The 16,108-nt window shown below is 46.6% G+C and carries 14 protein-coding genes; 6 read left to right on the top strand and 8 right to left on the bottom strand.

The features are described 5' to 3' along the window. Window positions 1–313: 313 nt before the first annotated feature. From MHI01_RS26030 to MHI01_RS26020, 3 genes are all read right to left on the bottom strand, one after another. Window positions 314–1,564, bottom strand: a complete 1,251-nt coding sequence (locus tag MHI01_RS26030) for a response regulator (RefSeq protein ID WP_340984908.1) — start codon at window positions 1,562–1,564, stop codon at window positions 314–316. Window positions 1,565–1,620: 56 nt separating this feature from the next. Next, on the bottom strand, window positions 1,621–3,489 hold the full coding sequence (locus tag MHI01_RS26025; RefSeq protein ID WP_445744911.1) for a cache domain-containing sensor histidine kinase: 1,869 nt from the start codon (window positions 3,487–3,489) through the stop codon (window positions 1,621–1,623). Window positions 3,490–3,580: 91 nt separating this feature from the next. After that, entirely contained in the window at window positions 3,581–4,588 is a 1,008-nt protein-coding gene (locus MHI01_RS26020; RefSeq protein ID WP_127549846.1) for a substrate-binding domain-containing protein, read from the bottom strand. Between the two features lie 207 nt (window positions 4,589–4,795). Between MHI01_RS26020 and MHI01_RS26015 the strand changes: the two genes are divergently transcribed. Then, window positions 4,796–5,377, top strand: a complete 582-nt coding sequence (locus tag MHI01_RS26015) for a LysE family translocator (RefSeq protein ID WP_340984422.1) — start codon at window positions 4,796–4,798, stop codon at window positions 5,375–5,377. A gap of 19 nt (window positions 5,378–5,396) precedes the next feature. Then, entirely contained in the window at window positions 5,397–6,173 is a 777-nt protein-coding gene (locus tag MHI01_RS26010) for an AraC family transcriptional regulator (RefSeq protein WP_340984421.1), read from the top strand. 132 nt (window positions 6,174–6,305) lie between these two features. Here MHI01_RS26010 and MHI01_RS26005 read toward each other — a convergent pair whose 3' ends face one another. Continuing rightward, window positions 6,306–6,884, bottom strand: a complete 579-nt coding sequence (locus tag MHI01_RS26005; protein WP_340984419.1) for a hypothetical protein — start codon at window positions 6,882–6,884, stop codon at window positions 6,306–6,308. Between the two features lie 172 nt (window positions 6,885–7,056). Here MHI01_RS26005 and MHI01_RS26000 point away from each other — a divergent pair, with 172 nt between their 5' ends. Then, the gene (locus MHI01_RS26000) at window positions 7,057–7,722 is read left to right on the top strand and encodes a phosphatase PAP2 family protein (protein ID WP_340984418.1); all 666 of its coding nucleotides are present in this window, start codon (window positions 7,057–7,059) and stop codon (window positions 7,720–7,722) included. Between the two features lie 165 nt (window positions 7,723–7,887). Here MHI01_RS26000 and MHI01_RS25995 read toward each other — a convergent pair whose 3' ends face one another. Beyond that, complete coding sequence (locus MHI01_RS25995) at window positions 7,888–9,321, bottom strand: glycoside hydrolase family 1 protein (protein WP_282320468.1); 1,434 nt, start codon at window positions 9,319–9,321, stop codon at window positions 7,888–7,890. A 345-nt stretch (window positions 9,322–9,666) separates the two neighbouring features. Between MHI01_RS25995 and MHI01_RS25990 the strand changes: the two genes are divergently transcribed. Both MHI01_RS25990 and MHI01_RS25985 read left to right on the top strand, forming a co-directional pair. Next, a complete protein-coding gene (locus tag MHI01_RS25990; RefSeq protein ID WP_340984417.1) occupies window positions 9,667–10,608 on the top strand; it encodes a helix-turn-helix transcriptional regulator in 942 nt (313 codons plus the stop codon). 73 nt (window positions 10,609–10,681) lie between these two features. Then, entirely contained in the window at window positions 10,682–11,497 is an 816-nt protein-coding gene (locus MHI01_RS25985) for a class I SAM-dependent methyltransferase (RefSeq protein ID WP_340984416.1), read from the top strand. A 99-nt stretch (window positions 11,498–11,596) separates the two neighbouring features. Here the strand turns inward: MHI01_RS25985 and MHI01_RS25980 are convergent, their stop codons facing one another. The 3 genes from MHI01_RS25980 to MHI01_RS25970 form a co-directional block, all read right to left on the bottom strand. Next, the gene (locus MHI01_RS25980) at window positions 11,597–12,391 is read right to left on the bottom strand and encodes a hypothetical protein (protein WP_340984906.1); all 795 of its coding nucleotides are present in this window, start codon (window positions 12,389–12,391) and stop codon (window positions 11,597–11,599) included. A 111-nt stretch (window positions 12,392–12,502) separates the two neighbouring features. Beyond that, window positions 12,503–12,919 carry a hypothetical protein gene (locus MHI01_RS25975; RefSeq protein ID WP_036617087.1) on the bottom strand — a complete coding sequence of 139 codons (417 nt, stop codon included), beginning with the start codon at window positions 12,917–12,919 and terminating at the stop codon, window positions 12,503–12,505. Window positions 12,920–13,377: 458 nt separating this feature from the next. Beyond that, the gene (locus MHI01_RS25970) at window positions 13,378–14,658 is read right to left on the bottom strand and encodes an XRE family transcriptional regulator (protein WP_340984415.1); all 1,281 of its coding nucleotides are present in this window, start codon (window positions 14,656–14,658) and stop codon (window positions 13,378–13,380) included. A 202-nt stretch (window positions 14,659–14,860) separates the two neighbouring features. Here MHI01_RS25970 and fabV point away from each other — a divergent pair, with 202 nt between their 5' ends. Then, window positions 14,861–16,054 carry an enoyl-ACP reductase FabV gene (gene fabV, locus MHI01_RS25965; protein ID WP_340984414.1) on the top strand — a complete coding sequence of 398 codons (1,194 nt, stop codon included), beginning with the start codon at window positions 14,861–14,863 and terminating at the stop codon, window positions 16,052–16,054. Window positions 16,055–16,108 lie beyond the last annotated feature (54 nt).

The raw sequence follows: 16,108 nt of genomic DNA, 5'->3' as shown, positions 1-16,108 counted from the left end.
GTTCCCCTTTCCTCACGTCATACGGTTCTGAATGAGTTATAAGATAACGCTTACAATACATGTAGTGCATCCTGTTGCTTGCTGTTCCTATCTGAGACCAATCGTAGCATTGGAGATGCCGCAAGGTCTTTGCACGTTTTGAACCTTTTTTATAAAAATTTAACTTTTGATGGAAACGCTTAAAGTACAAGTTTGATCCACGAGATACCATTCCAGAGTCAAAAAAAAGGACATGCTCCACTTCGCTTCACACGAAGTAGAACACATCCATCTCATTTATCACATGTCTAAGTGAACAACTGTAATACGATATTTAATTCGCAGAAGGATGATAGGCTGTCCCCCCGTTCTTTCGATACTGCACAGGCGAAATGCCCATTGTTTTCTTAAATGCAGTGCTGAAATAATGTTGTGTGTCATAACCTACACGCTCAGCTATGGTGTGGATCGGCAGTGTTGTTGAATCTAATAACTGTATAGCCTTACGAATGCGAGCATGCGTGACAAGCGTGACAAAGGAATCATTCAGCTCTTTCTTCAGCACACGACTAAGATATACGGCAGATACTTGTAGACGGGAAGCGAGCGATTCCAGGGTCAGTTCACGCTCGGCATATTCTTCGTGAATAAGTTGTCTTGCCCGACGAACTAGAGGCGACAACTCCACTTCCCCGAATACCCTTTCACGGCAATGACGGTACGTATCCGGCGTTTCTTCCAGTGTCCCTGCATGTGTCTCCACATGAGCATGAATGGCAATATTCAGGCAAGAACTAATCTGCTGTTCCAGAAGGGACTCTATTTCTTCAGGGGCTTCCTGCCACAGACACATGCCGATCAACCCGCTTATGTCCCGAAACAGGACATGTGGCACGTCCCCCAGCAGTTCACTAATTATATTTTCCACTGCAAACAGAAACAACTGACGATCATTCTCTCTCAGTATCGTCTGACGAGCTTCAGCGGCAGGCCAGCGTACGACCCCGATCTGCACAGGTGGGACGGCGGGCAGCCGCAAAAACACAAGTTGCTCCGTCAGATCCCTCCCTTCAGCCTGCCCCTCCAGCCACTCCAGCATAAATCGCTGGCGAAGCAACGGGATATTACGTTCAATCTGATGAGCTGCCTGTTGTACATATGCCGTCCTCTGGTGCTCTTCAGTAAGTCGCTGATGCAATCGCTCAAGTGCAGCATATAATTGTTCTGCTTGCACAGGTTTTAAGATGTAATCCTCTACGCCAAGACGAACCGCCTCCTGCGCATATGCAAATTCATCATGTCCCGAGATGATCAGGTAACGACAGCCCGGGCACTTCTGCTGAAGGGCACGGATTAGTTCGATTCCGTTCAGGAATGGCATATTCATATCGACGAGAACAATATCCACACCCAGATCAGCCGCGCGTTCCAGCGCTTCCTCGCCATCTTCGGCTTCACCTACAACCTCCATCCCGAGAGTTGTCCAGTCAATGGCATCTCGAATCCCCTCACGAATGATCGGTTCATCATCAGCGATGAGCACGCGGAATTTCTTCGCCACATGGCTATCCGGCGTAATCTCCATTACTGTAGTCAATGTGGATGTCTCATCTGTTTCAGTGGAAGTTGTCACGGTCGATTTCATGAATTTCCCCATTCACTCTCCTGCCTCTCTTCGTTATTGATTTGCTTGGTTGGTGGGAGCTCTCGCATCAACGGATGAATGATGGTCACACTCGTTCCTTCCCCTTCCTGGCTATCCAGTTCAATTCCGTACTCATCGCCAAAGGACAGCCGAAGACGGGCTTGCACGTTCAACATTCCATAACTTTTACCTGTTATCCCCGGCGAAGACGCTTCCAAACTTGCCAAAGGAGCTTCGAGCAGATGCTGCATCTCGGCAAGCCGTTCGTTGGACATGCCTGCTCCATTATCCTGAACGGTCAGTAGCAGTCTGTTATGTTCCAATCTGGCCTCCACCCTAATGTGTCCCGGCCCACGCCTGCCCTTGATTCCATGATAGATTGCATTCTCTATTAGCGGCTGAAGCAGCAGCTTTAACACAAAAAGGTCCCGCATTTCCTCTGGAATATTCAATGTATACTGAAGACGATCGCGGTATCGTGTCTGCTGAATTTGCAGATAGCTGGTCATATGCTCAATCTCCGAATGCAGCGGAATGTAATCCTGTCCTTTACTAAGCCCTATGCGAAATAATCGAGATAACGCGCCAACCATGACGGACACATCTTCTGCACCCTCTTTGCGTGCCATCCAATGAATCGTATCCAAGGTATTGTACAAAAAGTGTGGTTTGATATGCTCCTGCAAACTTCGCATTTCAGCGTCGCGCTTCTGCCGCTCCCGCAATTCATTTAGTGATATCAGTTGTCTAATCTGTGCCAGCATGCGGTTATAACTGTTGCCAAGCATGCCAATCTCATCAGCGCGATCGCTCCAGCGGCCTGGTCTGAGATTGCCGGTCTCCGCCCTGCGCATATAGGACATGAGCCGGAAAATGGGCTGAGCGATGGAACGGGAGAACCATAAAGAGGCGCTCAGGCCAAACAAACACACCACAAATACAAAGCTAACCACGTAAAACTGGATTTGGCGTACTTCGGATATCGAGTCTCTTGTGGGAAATACCCCTACCGTTCTCCAACCTGTAAAGGTAGACGACTGATACATGAATAATAACGTTCCACCTTCTGTTTCGGCGGTAAATGTTCCACTCTCACCAGAGGGGAACCAGTCTGTGGGAATGTGTTCTATTAGCGGATGCTCAGGTTTGTATACACTTTGACCTTCTGCATCCGTCACCATCACATAACCGGATTTCCCCAAGGTTACATTACGGGCAGCCTGAGAGACGGACCTAAGTTTAAGATCAATCATAATAACGCCCCGCACACGTCCTGACGCTTCATCCGTTATGGAACGCGCAACCGATACAATCTCATCATCCTTGTACCGTACATGTGTCGTGAGATTACGCTCTTTCGGCTGACCCAACACCGTGAAGATGCCCGGATTGGCCGAAGCTTTTTGATACCAATTTTCCTGAATCAGGCTCTGTTCCACTCGGGGATACATCTCGTTGCTAATATAGTCACCACTTGCATTGACAAGAACAATCCCGGCGATTTCAGGATACAACGTTGTGAATCCCTGCAAGGTCTGTTTGATGCCATATAACCGATTTTGCTCCGTTTCGGCATTGGTGTCCATGTTCATCGGTTCGATACCTGCATCATCATTCAGTGGCATTTTGTCGTTCATAAAAGCATCAATCTCCGGGTCAAATGCAATCAGATAGGTCATGTTTTGCAAATTCTCCATTTTGCTGTTCAGAGCTTCATTCACTTTGCCAATCAGTTGCATGGTATGCCCTTCAACCTGTCGTTCAACAACCCGCTCCACCGTCCAGTTCACAAGCAACCCAAGCCCTACGGAAGGCACAATGGCGAATAACAGAAAAAGCAGCATCAGCTGGTACCTAAGGGGCATATTACGCAAGCGTAAACGCCGAATCCCGTTCCTGAAAGTGGAGAGAATTGCTCTCCTACTCCAAGGCATTGGACTCTTGAAATATTTCTTGTTATTTGGCATAGTAATCATCCACATCCGAGCGTGTCACCACAGAGATCCCTGTGTCCACCATCACGGGAAGCGGTGCATTTTCACCGGATGAGGATGGGGCAGGAACCGTTAACTGGTGATGCAGATGGAACAGATATTGGAGTGACCAATATCCCATATTCCAGGTTCCCTGTGCAATTGTAGCTGAGATCGTACCGTTCTTGATCATATCCAATGTAGTCTTATTTGTATCAAACGAAATAATCTGCAATGGATGTCTGTCCCCGAGAGTTTGAACGGCTTCCCCCGCTCCTGCCCCTCCGGTAGCTTCAGTCACAAAAATTCCTGCCAGCTCGGGATGTTCCTTCATCATTCTGATTGTTTCGTCTCTGGATACCATCGCATCACCGTGTCCGTCTGCAACTTCAACAATCTGCATGGAAGGGTATCTCGCCTTGATCGTATCGCGGAAACCCTTCGTGCGCTCTTCATGATTTTGTTGTCCGGGCAAGGTTAATACCGCGACCTCTCCCTCACGACCCAGCAGTTCAGCCATTTTATCGGCAGCCATTACACCCGACTTGTAATTATCTGTCCCAAGAAAAGAATAGGCCTGGCTATCGGGTGCATCCGCGTCAAATAATACAACAGGGATATCTGCGTCGATTGCCTTGTTAATCGCTGGAACTAACGATTGAGGATCGATTGCAGATATAGCAATGCCTGCGGGCTTGCGAGCGATAGCCTGCTCGATTACCATGGTCTGCTCCTTCGCATCATACCGGGTAGCCCCGCGATATTCTACGGTCACGCCAAGCGCATCCGCGGCATCCTCGAAACCTTTGAGCGGGCTCTTCCAATACTCCAGCCCGGACTGGAATGTAATCATGATATACGTCTCTCCGATATCACCGCGCAGCCCCCGGTCCTCCCAAGAACTGTTTACCTGACTGGTGTATTCAAACCTCAATACATACAACGCAAATGCTGAGATTAGCAAAATGTAAACAAGTAGCATTTTTTTCATTCCGTTCACTTCCTCAAGTCGTCTGATCACCTTGTACATCGTCTAAATTGTAAACGCAATCATTCAAAAAGAAAACTCCCCCCGTATCTTTTAAAAGCAAGCTCCTGTTGCTAACGATGCACCCGCTGCAATAATGTACTATATGGTTTCTCCCTCTGGACGTATGATCATGGAACTAAACTACAACCAGAGGAGAGCATCATCCTTATGAATCTTGCATCTTTTTTAATCTACTGCATCGTCGTAACATTTACCCCCGGCCCCAGCAATATCGTAATTCTTTCTTCTACACAGATAGTTGGCGCACGAAAAACAATGCGCTATGTCTGGGGAGCTACGTTGGCATTTGGTCTGCTGCTTACCGCTTCAGCTTTTCTTAATCATCTTCTTGCGGGAGTGTTGCCTGGAATTCTGAAGGTGATGCAGATTGTCGGCGGCCTGTACATGGTGTATCTGGCGTACCAGATCTACAAGATGGGTACCACCGAGGATACACCAAAACAAGTTACCGGATTTGGGAACGGTTTCATCATGCAATTTGTGAATCCAAAGGTCGTCTTGTTTACTTTCACTGTCATTCCAAGTTATGTATTGCCCTTTTATCAAAGTTCATTTTCTTCGTTCCTGTTCGTGCTGCTCATTACATTCATTGGTTTTCTGGCCTATTCCAGTTGGGTTGTTTTTGGCACGGTTTTCAAAACGTTGCTGAATCGCCACCAAAAATTACTGAGTATTCTCATGGCACTTTTTTTGTTATACTCAGCCATTATAGTATCCGGATTGATCTAAAGCTTGGGAGGTGTGCTGCATGGAACGGTTTAACTATAAAAAGTCGCAAGACGTGCTGGCACTATCCGCCAGCTTTACTGATTTTGCATACAAAAAACATTGCCATGAAGAGTATGCGGTCGGCGTAACCCTGCGTGGCATTCAACAATACAACCTGGACGGACAATATCAGGCGTCTCACCAAAATGGTGTCATGTTGTTTAACCGTGAACAGTCCCATGATGGAAGCTCCTATGATAAGGCTGGCATTGACTATGTGATGCTGTATTTAAAGCCTGAATTGGTAGAGGAGATTATAGGCAAAAAGGAATTGCGTTTTGGAAGTCCCATCGTCTATGATCCCGAGCTTGCACGTAAGATCCTGATGCTGAACGACGCCGTTCAACTCAGACAGGACGAAGCCGAGTGCAGCGAACGGGTCTTCGATCTGGTTCACCTGCTGGCTCAGAAGGAAATGGATACCAAGCTCTGGTTGCCTCAGGACAACTTGGTCCGTAAAGCCAAGGAAATCATGTTTTGCAGCACCGAAGATGTGCTCAAGTTGGACAACCTGAGCTCCGAATTTGGCATGTCCAAGTTTCAATTTATCCGTGAATTCAAGGCACATGCAGGCATATCCCCCTACCAGTTTTTCTTAAACTGCAAGGTGGAGCGTGCCCGTCAATCCATCGAAAAGCAGAAGGACGTCTATGCTGCTGTTGCCGATTGCGGATTTGTTGATCTGACCCATCTGAACCGACATTTCAAACGGGTATTTGGTGTCACAGCTTATGAATACATGTTGCAGTTAAACTAGCTGCAACAATCCTGAAAATCCCCGTATAGAACGTCAATGTTTCTTAACGTTCTGTATGGGGATTAGTTTCTTTTTCCGTCATACAAACCTTATGTAATACAATCCAACTATCAATTTACATTAGACCTGCAATCAGATTCTTTTCTTTCGGTTCCAGACCCACAGTACTGCCAATGCTGCCAATAAAATGACTGCGCTGTATAAAATAAGATAGAAAGGCCCAGTTCGCCCACCACCATCCTTGGTTTCTCCAAAATCTTCTTTACTTACAACCTTTCCCGCACCCAGCAATTTCAGATCGTCTCCGGCTTGTTCAATTGGAACATTGCGACTGCACAGATTCGTATGAAGCTTATGATCCACTTCATATTGATAAGCATAGATCAGGTAGGACTGATTCTTTTCAAATTGAATGCCACAGGACTCAGAACCACCGTCACTCGCGAGAATTTTCATCTTTTTGGCATTAACCCCCTTCCATGCAGTATCTACATCAAAGGTATACTCTCTTAATAAGCCATCATGCTTCGACTGTTGAGAACGTCCCTTCTTCACCACTTCTCCTGTAAATACAGTTGTGTTTGTCTTCAATCTCTCTTGAACATCACTCTCGACACAACTGCAAGCATACACTCTCTCTCCGGGAAATAGAGCTAACCCAGACGTAACCAACAGTAAGATCAACATGCACATCACCAAACGTCGTTTCATTCCGACCGCTCCCCTCCTACATTCTCTGCTTGAATAAGCGTTGTTAAGGTTACATATTTTTATTGTTGCTATATTTATTGTAAAATTATAGCACAATATAAATATCGTTATGTCCGACATACGCAAGGACACAACATACGAAATCAACCATCACGGAGGAACTCAACATTTGATGCACAACTGGAAAAAGAATATCTCCTTCCCGCTGCTCGTTGCAGCGTTATGCATGATCGCCTTTATAAGCATCGCCCTGTCCATCAGCGACAACCAGATTCATCGATTTGATGATACCTTAATCGGATGGATTCAGGGGTTGGAATCCCCTGGTATGACACAATTCATGCACCTTTTCACCTGGATCGGCAGCGAAATGCCAGTGGTCTTCATTACCATCATCGCCATGATTGTGTTATACATTTTCCTGCGACACAAACGCGAACTGCTCTTCCTGGCTTGTGTGCTCGCAGGTTCAACCCTGTTAAATGCATTGCTCAAGCTGGTATTCCAGCGTGCCAGACCTACCATTAACCGGATCATTGAAGTGAGTGGTTACAGCTTCCCCAGTGGGCATTCTATGGCAGCATTTAGCCTGTACGGTGGACTGGCCTTTCTAATCTGGAAACATGTACCCACCGTCACCGGACGTGTGCTGATGATTGTTGCCAGCGCTCTATTTATACTGACCATTGGTATAAGTCGTATCTACTTGGGAGTGCATTATCCAAGTGATATCGTAGGCGGATACTTCTTAAGTGGTTGCTGGCTCTCCACATGTATATGGTTTTATCGGCGGCATTTGGAGCGCATGTCCCAACTGCAAAGCAGAAGGCTGGCCTAGGCTGCCCGCTATTGAACTACACAAAGAAATACCCGGCTTTCCTTAACTGAAGGATAACCGGGTATTTTTTATATTCATATGTAGTAGTCCTGAACTCGTTCAGGACCACATGGACCGCTTGTCCCATTTAAGGGAACAGGCGGGTCTGGTTATTTTTAAGCCAATTTATAACTCTTCACCATTGGATTCAATGACTTTTTTGTACCAGTGGAAACTCTTCTTCGGTGTTCTGCTCAAGTCTCCGTTACCGTCGTTGTCCTTGTTGACATGAATGAAGCCATAACGCTTCTTCATCTCTCCAGTGGATGCACTAACCAGGTCGATACATCCCCACATGGTGTAGGCAATCAGATCTACGCCGTCAGCTACCGCTTCTTTCATCTGTTCGATGTGACCTTTCAGATAATCAATGCGATAGTCATCCTGAATGGAGCCGTCTTCCTGGACCACATCGACAGCACCCAAGCCATTCTCAACCACCATCAGTGGAATCTGATAACGATCATACAGATGATTCAGTGTGTAACGCAATCCTTTGGGATCGATCTGCCAGCCCCAGTCAGAAGCTTCGAGATATGGATTTTTGATACCGCCCAGCAGATTACCTTCTGCTCTCTCGAGGGACTCATCCGCACTTTCAACCAAAGACATATAATAACTGAAGGAATAGAAGTCTACGCAACCTTCACGCAAAGTCTGCTCGTCTCCCGGTTGCATCTCGATCTGGATACCTTCTTCGGCGAAGAAACGTTTGGCGAATCCAGGATACGCTCCACGAACCTGTACATCACCGCAGATCATATTAGAGATTTGGTCTTTCTTCTGTGCAAGCAACATATCGTCCGGGTTACATGTGTTGGGATAAGTGGTCATGAAAGCGACCATACAGCCGATCTGGAAATCAGGGTTAATCTCATGTCCCAGCTTCACTGCTTTTGCACTCGCAACGAATTGGTGATGTAATGCCTGGAAACGAGTCTGTGGATCATCCACTCCGTCGACCAGTGTCTCTTTGCCTTCAAACAGAATACCTGCAGCCATATATGCACCCATCGGCATCGTCAGACAGTTGATCTCGTTGAATGTCAGCCAGTATTTGACCTGATCCTTGTAACGGTTGAAGAGGGTTGTACAATAACGGATATAACAGTCGATGACTTCACGGGAAGCCCAGCCGTTATACTTCTGTGTCAGACCGAATGGCGTTTCATAATGGGAGATCGTTACGAGCGGCTCAATATTGTACTTTTTCAACTCGGCAAAAACATTGTCGTAGAACTGCAATCCCTCTTCGTTTGGCTCCAGATCATAACCGTTTGGATAGATCCGGGACCAGTTGATGGACATGCGAAACATTTTGAAGCCCATCTCTGCCATCATGGCAATATCTTCTTTGTAATGTCCGTAAAAATCAACCGCTTCATGGCTCGGATAATACGTGCCCTCTTCCAGTACAGGCGTAATCCGGCGTGGAATCGTGTGGGTTCCCCCTGTCATCATGTCAGACGTGCTTGGCCCCTTGCCACCCTGGTTCCATCCACCCTCGAATTGATTGGCAGCCGTAGCGCCACCCCAGTAAAATCCTTCTTTCATTGTCATGACCAGTTCCTCCTTCATAATTAACTCATTTCGGTATAAAGTGCTTGATATTATGCGAGTAGCCGTTCCGGTCACGAATCGTTCTTCTGATCGCTGTTATCCTCGGATTTCTTTTATTCCCATTTCTAAATGGAAAAATCCCATGATAGCGTTTGCTTCCGAAGTAGCTTTCTTACAGAAAGCTTTTAGCGAACACTTCGTTTCTTCAGAATCGATATCGTCCCCTTCACTACTCCCCAATAAATGAAGAACAAATTATAAATCTGAGTCAAAATGTCTTGGTAAGACTTTTACACCAGTGTACCACCCATACCCTGACACCTGTTGTCATGGTATAATCAGAGCATGGAAAATAACCGACTATTTCGAATGTTGCTTTTGTTATTGGAGAAAAAGAAAGCCACTGCACCAGAACTCGCCCGTATGTTCGAGATTTCTGTACGTACGGTGTACCGCGATATCGATCGGTTGAGTGCTGCGGGCATTCCCGTCTATACAACGACCGGCAAGCATGGCGGTATTCATCTTATGGACAACTATGTCATGGACAAGTCCCTATTGTCTGAAGAAGACCAGAATGAAATTTTGATGGGACTATACAGCATCAGTGCGATCCCCCATCTTAACAGTGCCCATATGCTGCAACGGTTAACCGCCCTTTTTGATCACAAACTGGATTGGATCGAATTCAATTTCTCACCATGGGGCAGCATCCCTCTGCAGGAGAGAGAACTGTTCAATCAGGTGAAGCAGGCTATATTAACGAATCAACTGATTACGTTTCATTATGTTAATTCGGATGGTGAGAAGAGCATTCCGACCGTGGAGCCACAGAAACTTATATTCAAAAACAGTACGTGGTACTTCAAAGGATATATCCATGATGACCCTGATCGGAAAGAATTCGAGACATTTAAGATGAAACGGATCACCCAGTTGACTTTTCTGGCGAGAAAACACGATCACTCTGTTACTGCCGGATCAAACGATCTTGAATCAGAGGCAGCTCCTGTCCTGATTCCTCTTACACTCTCGTTCTCCAGCAATATTGCATACCGAGTGTATGATTTTTTCGAACCCACCCTCATTAAAAAAGAGCCTGATGGCAGGCTCCGTGTGTCTCTCGAACTGAATGTAGGGGAATGGCTCTACTCCTTCCTGCTGTCGTTTGGTTCCGAGCTGACCGTAATCGAGCCTGTTCATGTTGGACAGGAATTGCTCAGACGTCATATCAAAGCCGTTGAACATTTGCAGAACGTCATGAACAAACTTCCCAACAATGAATGATATAATATAGGCCTATACAACTTTTGATCACAGCTGACTCTCCGTCATCCATCTGCCCGAAGGAGGTTTATCCATGCAAGACATTAGACGCAACAATGTGGAACGTTTCAAAGGTTTTGGTACGTTATACGATCAGAACCGACCAGCTGCTCCCACTGAAGTGGTGGATATTCTAACGACATATCTTGGCAGCACACCGCGTATGGTCGCAGATATTGGTTGTGGCACCGGCTTATCCTCCTGGATCTGGCTTAATGAAGCTGAACGTATCATCGGCTTTGAACCCAGCGATGACATGAGGTCTGTAGCAGAATCCAAGTGGGAATCTGCCGGGAAGCCGGATAACCTGCGGTTTGTGTCCGGCTTGTCTCACGACCTCGGACTACCAGATGGCAGTGTGGATGTGCTGACCTGCTCGCAATCGTTTCACTGGATGGAGCCGCAACCCACACTACGCGAGTTTGCACGTGTACTTCGTACAGGGGGCATATTTGCAGCCTACGATTGCGACTGGCCGCCAATGTTAGACTGGCAGTTAGAACAAGCCTATCTGCAGCTGAATAAGGAAGCAGATCAACGAGCAGCCAGTCTGGCTCCCCAGGATAGTCAGGCACACAAATGGAGCAAGGATGGGCATTTGCAGCAGATTCAGCAGTCCGGGCTGTTCCGATATGTTCGGGAAATCGTATTTCATCACCACGAGACATTCACAGCCGATCGATATGTCAATCTCGCCCTGAGCCAAGGCGGCCTGCAAACGGCGTTGAAGCTGAGAGCGGATGATCTATTAACAGCTGCTGACGAGTTCAGAGCGCTGGCTAATCGTGTATTTGATGGAGAATCCAGAAAAGTACTTTTTTCTTATCGCATGCGCCTTGGTATTGTTTGAAAACCGTCCGTTGCTTGTATCTCTCATACATACCAAAATGAAAAAGGAGGTCCTACACTTCATAAACATGATCTGTAGGACTTCCTTTTGTCTACATCCTCAGGAAGAGAATAAGTCACTTAATTGTCGCTCCTGTACATTCAATGCCAACACCAATTTTGTTGGGTCTTGTCTTGAATAGATGATATTAATGATATGACCTTGCTGCACCTGCGGCAGGGCAGATGACAAAATTTCTTTTTGCGTTGTCACATTGAAGGTTTCACCGTTCGTTTTCGTTATGCTGAGTTTGAGCTGAAGCTTGATCTTGTTATTGCCACCACTTCCAAGTGGAGTGACATCAAGGATCTTGGCCATTGCTTTTTCCCCTGTTCTTGCAATATCCATCATTTCAGGTGATACCCCTTGCTGTACCATCTTTTCATCCAGCAATTGCTGCATATCTTCCTGTGATAATTGCCCCTTCATATCAAACCCTACCTTGCGCTCATCCTTTACGGAGACTACTAACGGAATGAAACTGCCCGGCTGAAACTGTGCCATGGAGGTCAGCGGAATGACGGCTTTCATCTCGGTATCGTATTTCTCGCGCCCCTTACGCGACACCGTCAGACCCAATCGAACCTCAGGCTGTTCATTAATATACGTCCCCGTCTGTTGTATAGTCTTAATGACCCCAACTGCTGGTAAACCTGTCTTCACTCGACCTACGCCAAAAATATTGCTCAAAATCGCAGGAACAAAGATCAGTGCAAACCCGGCAAAGATCGCCGGAGTGTACCACCATGCCTGCATAATCATAAACGGATCATTCCACAGCTGCTGTGCCAGAAATGGGGAGAACCCCACCCCGAATACCGTTAATACGCCAATGAATCTCAGGAAACCTATCATATGATCCACCCTTTCTTAATCCTTCTCTTAATATCTCTATCAATATATCTATTTAGCGTTGTTATAAGCATTATATAAATAGATTATGATTGTCTTATAACCAAATACCTTCTAGATGGACATTAGCCCCATGTAGATCAGTTCGGAGGGATTCGCTGGATTCTGGCCCAGTCCCACTCGATCGCCTACTCGTGGAATCTGCATTTTGGACACCAGTGTCTCTAATGTTCGCTGATACTGGTTGCCATTCGTTTCTGTCACATCCAACACAAGCACAACAATCGGATCAAAGTTGATCAGTTTGCCTGTATCGGTGATTGTCACCACCGTAGCCGTAGCTGTTAAAGGCAGAGAACCACTCGCCGCCAACTGTGCCTGCTTTGCCGAATCCAGACTTTGGTTGATGGCCTCACGATGTTCCTTTGATACAAAACCTTTCATCATCATGCCAGTGAGTCCTTTATTCATCATTTTATCCGCTTTAGCAATCGTATCTTCCTGTTTGTTCTTTTTACCGAACCATCCCATATCCAGCACCTCATTTGTTTTATTTGTTTTTAGAAGTTGTTCAAAAAGTCCACTTTTGATTACGAATCATGCCTAGCGGCATCATCAGCATCGAATATGAAATTCAGCCGAAATGTCCGTTGCTCACGTAGGTCTCCTACGCTCCGCTACTCCATTTCTAGCTTCATTCCATCTTCTCGGTACTGAAAACCAGACTTTTTGAACACGTATTTATAGTTAAATTATAAACACCGCGGCTTGTCCTTGAATACCCTTCTGGCGGCATACAAAAAAAACGAAAAATCCGGCAATTGAATTACGGGATAATCGTTTCTTGGGTAAGGAATGATGCTAATTCCACAAAAAAAGATCTGCTAATCCAATCTTCATTTCACGATTGGCGGCCATATTTTGTGCCAAGAGCTTTGGCAATGCACAAAATCATGCCATAATCAGGCTATTGCAAGCCGATTCTCACTCTATTTTTTGCGTAACAGATAGACCAGCTTCCGATAATACATCGTTGCTTCTTTGTATTTCCGCTGATCCTCCGATACTACGGCCATCCCCTCATATAACGGTTCAAGCCGCATGACATGCTGCGCGGATTCAAAATAGGGCAGACACGTAAGCGCCCGCTCCATGAAAACTTCGCGATCTCCATGTGCAAGAGCCAGATGGCTCTGGTAGAAGGTTGCGCTCATCTGCTGGTCCTGTGTTGTTGCACATTTCAAAAGTTGATCTACACTCTGCGCGAGCACGCCCCAGTTCTTCCGTGCCAGAGCCACTTCGCATCGATACACACTGACGAGCGGCTGCATGGCCTGCTGTGTTTCTTCCGTTTCCTGCTGCAATAGTGATTCAAATCGTTCAATCTCCGTCTGTGCCTGATCCAGTTCACCTGTCATTGTTAACATGACAATGCGATTGTTGGCAATCGCCGTTACCAGATCTCCCTGGTTGCCCGCATACACGAGGTTTGCCTCCGCCATCGTTAATGCCGAGAGTGCCTCCTGAACCAGCCCCATTGCGAAGCAATACCCACTATATGCTACATATAACCCGGACAACCGATGGAACATCCGCTGATCATAGACATGACGCATTGTAAGCTCAAATACCTGTTTTGCCTCTTCGTACTGTTTGACCTGGATGTAGGCTTCCATCTTGATATTTTGCACAGACAACCAGAATTCACTGCCAGGAAGCGCCAGCTCACTGAGCCTAGTTGCATGAGTTAATACATCCACAAAAGCCATTTTGGAACGATAATATTGTATTTTATAGAATAAAAGTGCCTTGACTAACGGACGTGGCAGATCAATATCGTCTGGACGACCGTATTTCTCCAGGTAAAAATTGAGGTAGGACGTATGTATATACTCATGAGCCGTTGCATCGTTTAATTGCTGATAATAGACCGCCTTCATCAAGGCCGTTGTCAACTCTACGGTCATCGTGTCATCCCGATCTGCCAGTGCATGCACCGTATCTTCGGATATCGCCGACGCTGGAACAGACATTTGTTCGAAAATAACCTCTGCCCGTTCAAGTGTTTCCTCGTCCTGAGCCGCAGCCTTTAGAATATAGGAAGGGGATACCCCAAGACGCCCGGCGATGGCTTCTGCCAAGTCCTCAGGGAGAGGATAACGATCCGCCAGGATATTGGCAAAGTGGGCCTGCGTGACCAGACCTTCCACAAGGTCTTTACGGGAAATTTGTTTTCTTTTGCTTAGCAGTTCAATGCGTTCCTTCAGCATGGTATCCCTGTCCTTTCTATCCTAACAAGCGAGTACATTCTATTCACATCATCGCAAAATTAGAGATATAACGCCACCCTTCCGGCGAAATCAACGAAACGGTTTCCGTTTCCAAGGTAATTGTTTTACAATAAGGAGGTATGTGTACGAGCATTTTATTGAAATGCTGAAACATGAGCTGAATATGAAAGGATGCAAATAAATGATTATTAAACCAAGAACACGTGGTTTTATTTGTACCACTTCCCATCCTGTAGGTTGCGCTGCGCAAGTGCAGGAACAGATTGATTATGTGAAATCCCAGCCTGAGCTGAAAGGACCGCGTAATGTACTCGTGATCGGTGCTTCCACCGGATACGGTCTGGCGTCACGCGTTGTTTCTGCCTTTGGAGCTAGAGCGAATACAGTCGGCATTTATCGTCCAAGCAGTTCCACAGAGAAACGTACGGCTTCCGCAGGCTGGTACAACTCCGCTGCATTCGAAAAAGCCGCTGAGGAAGCAGGCCTGAAATCGTACAGCGTTACAGGTGATGCATTCGCAAACGAAACACGAGACAAAGCCGTTGAACTGATTCGCAGTGAACTCGGTCAAGTCGATCTGGTTGTATACAGCGTAGCCTCGGCACGCCGTACCGATCCGAACACGGGTGAAGTATTTAACTCTGTGCTGAAGCCTATCGGACAATCCTACACGAACAAAACGGTAAACTTCCACACAGGCGAAATCAGCTCCGTTACCCTTGAACCGGCAAACGAAGAGGAAATTCGTCAGACGGTAACCGTAATGGGTGGAGATGATTGGGAACTGTGGATGGATGCCCTGCAACAAGGCGGCGTGCTTGCCGATGATGCAACAACCATCGCTTTCTCTTATATCGGTCCTGAACTTACGCATGCCATTTATCGTGATGGTTCCATCGGTCAAGCCAAGAATCATCTGGAAGCGACTGCACACAAGCTGAATGATCGCCTAAGTGCCAAAGGTGGACGTGCGTACTTAACTGTAGCCAAGGCGCTGGTGACTCAATCCAGTTCTGCGATTCCAGTCGTGCCGCTGTACATCTCAGCATTGTACAAAGTCATGAAAGAAAAAGGCTTGCATGAAGGATGCATCGAGCAATTGCAACGTCTGTTCGCTGATCGCTTGTATGCGGGAGGAGAAGTTCCAACCGATGCCGAAGGCCGTATTCGCATTGACGATTGGGAGATGAGAGCTGACGTTCAGGAAGAAGTGGCGAAGCTCTGGAATGAGTTGACCACAGAGAACATCTACGATCTGTCCGATCTGGAAGGTTACCGTCGCGAATTCTTCCAGCTGTTTGGTTTTGAAACCGATGGTGTGGATTATGAAGCAGATGTTGATCCCAACGTTGAAATGCCTCATCTGGTGAACTAAAGAAGTTTTGGCGTGGACGTGAACCTAGGTTTTTGTTTTCGTTAGCACTTCTAA

The sequence above is a fragment of the Paenibacillus sp. FSL M7-0656 genome (assembly GCF_038003225.1).
Classification (GTDB): domain Bacteria; phylum Bacillota; class Bacilli; order Paenibacillales; family Paenibacillaceae; genus Paenibacillus; species Paenibacillus amylolyticus.
The sequence above is the reverse complement of the archived record's forward strand: the minus strand, read 5'-3'. Positions and strand labels throughout refer to the sequence as shown.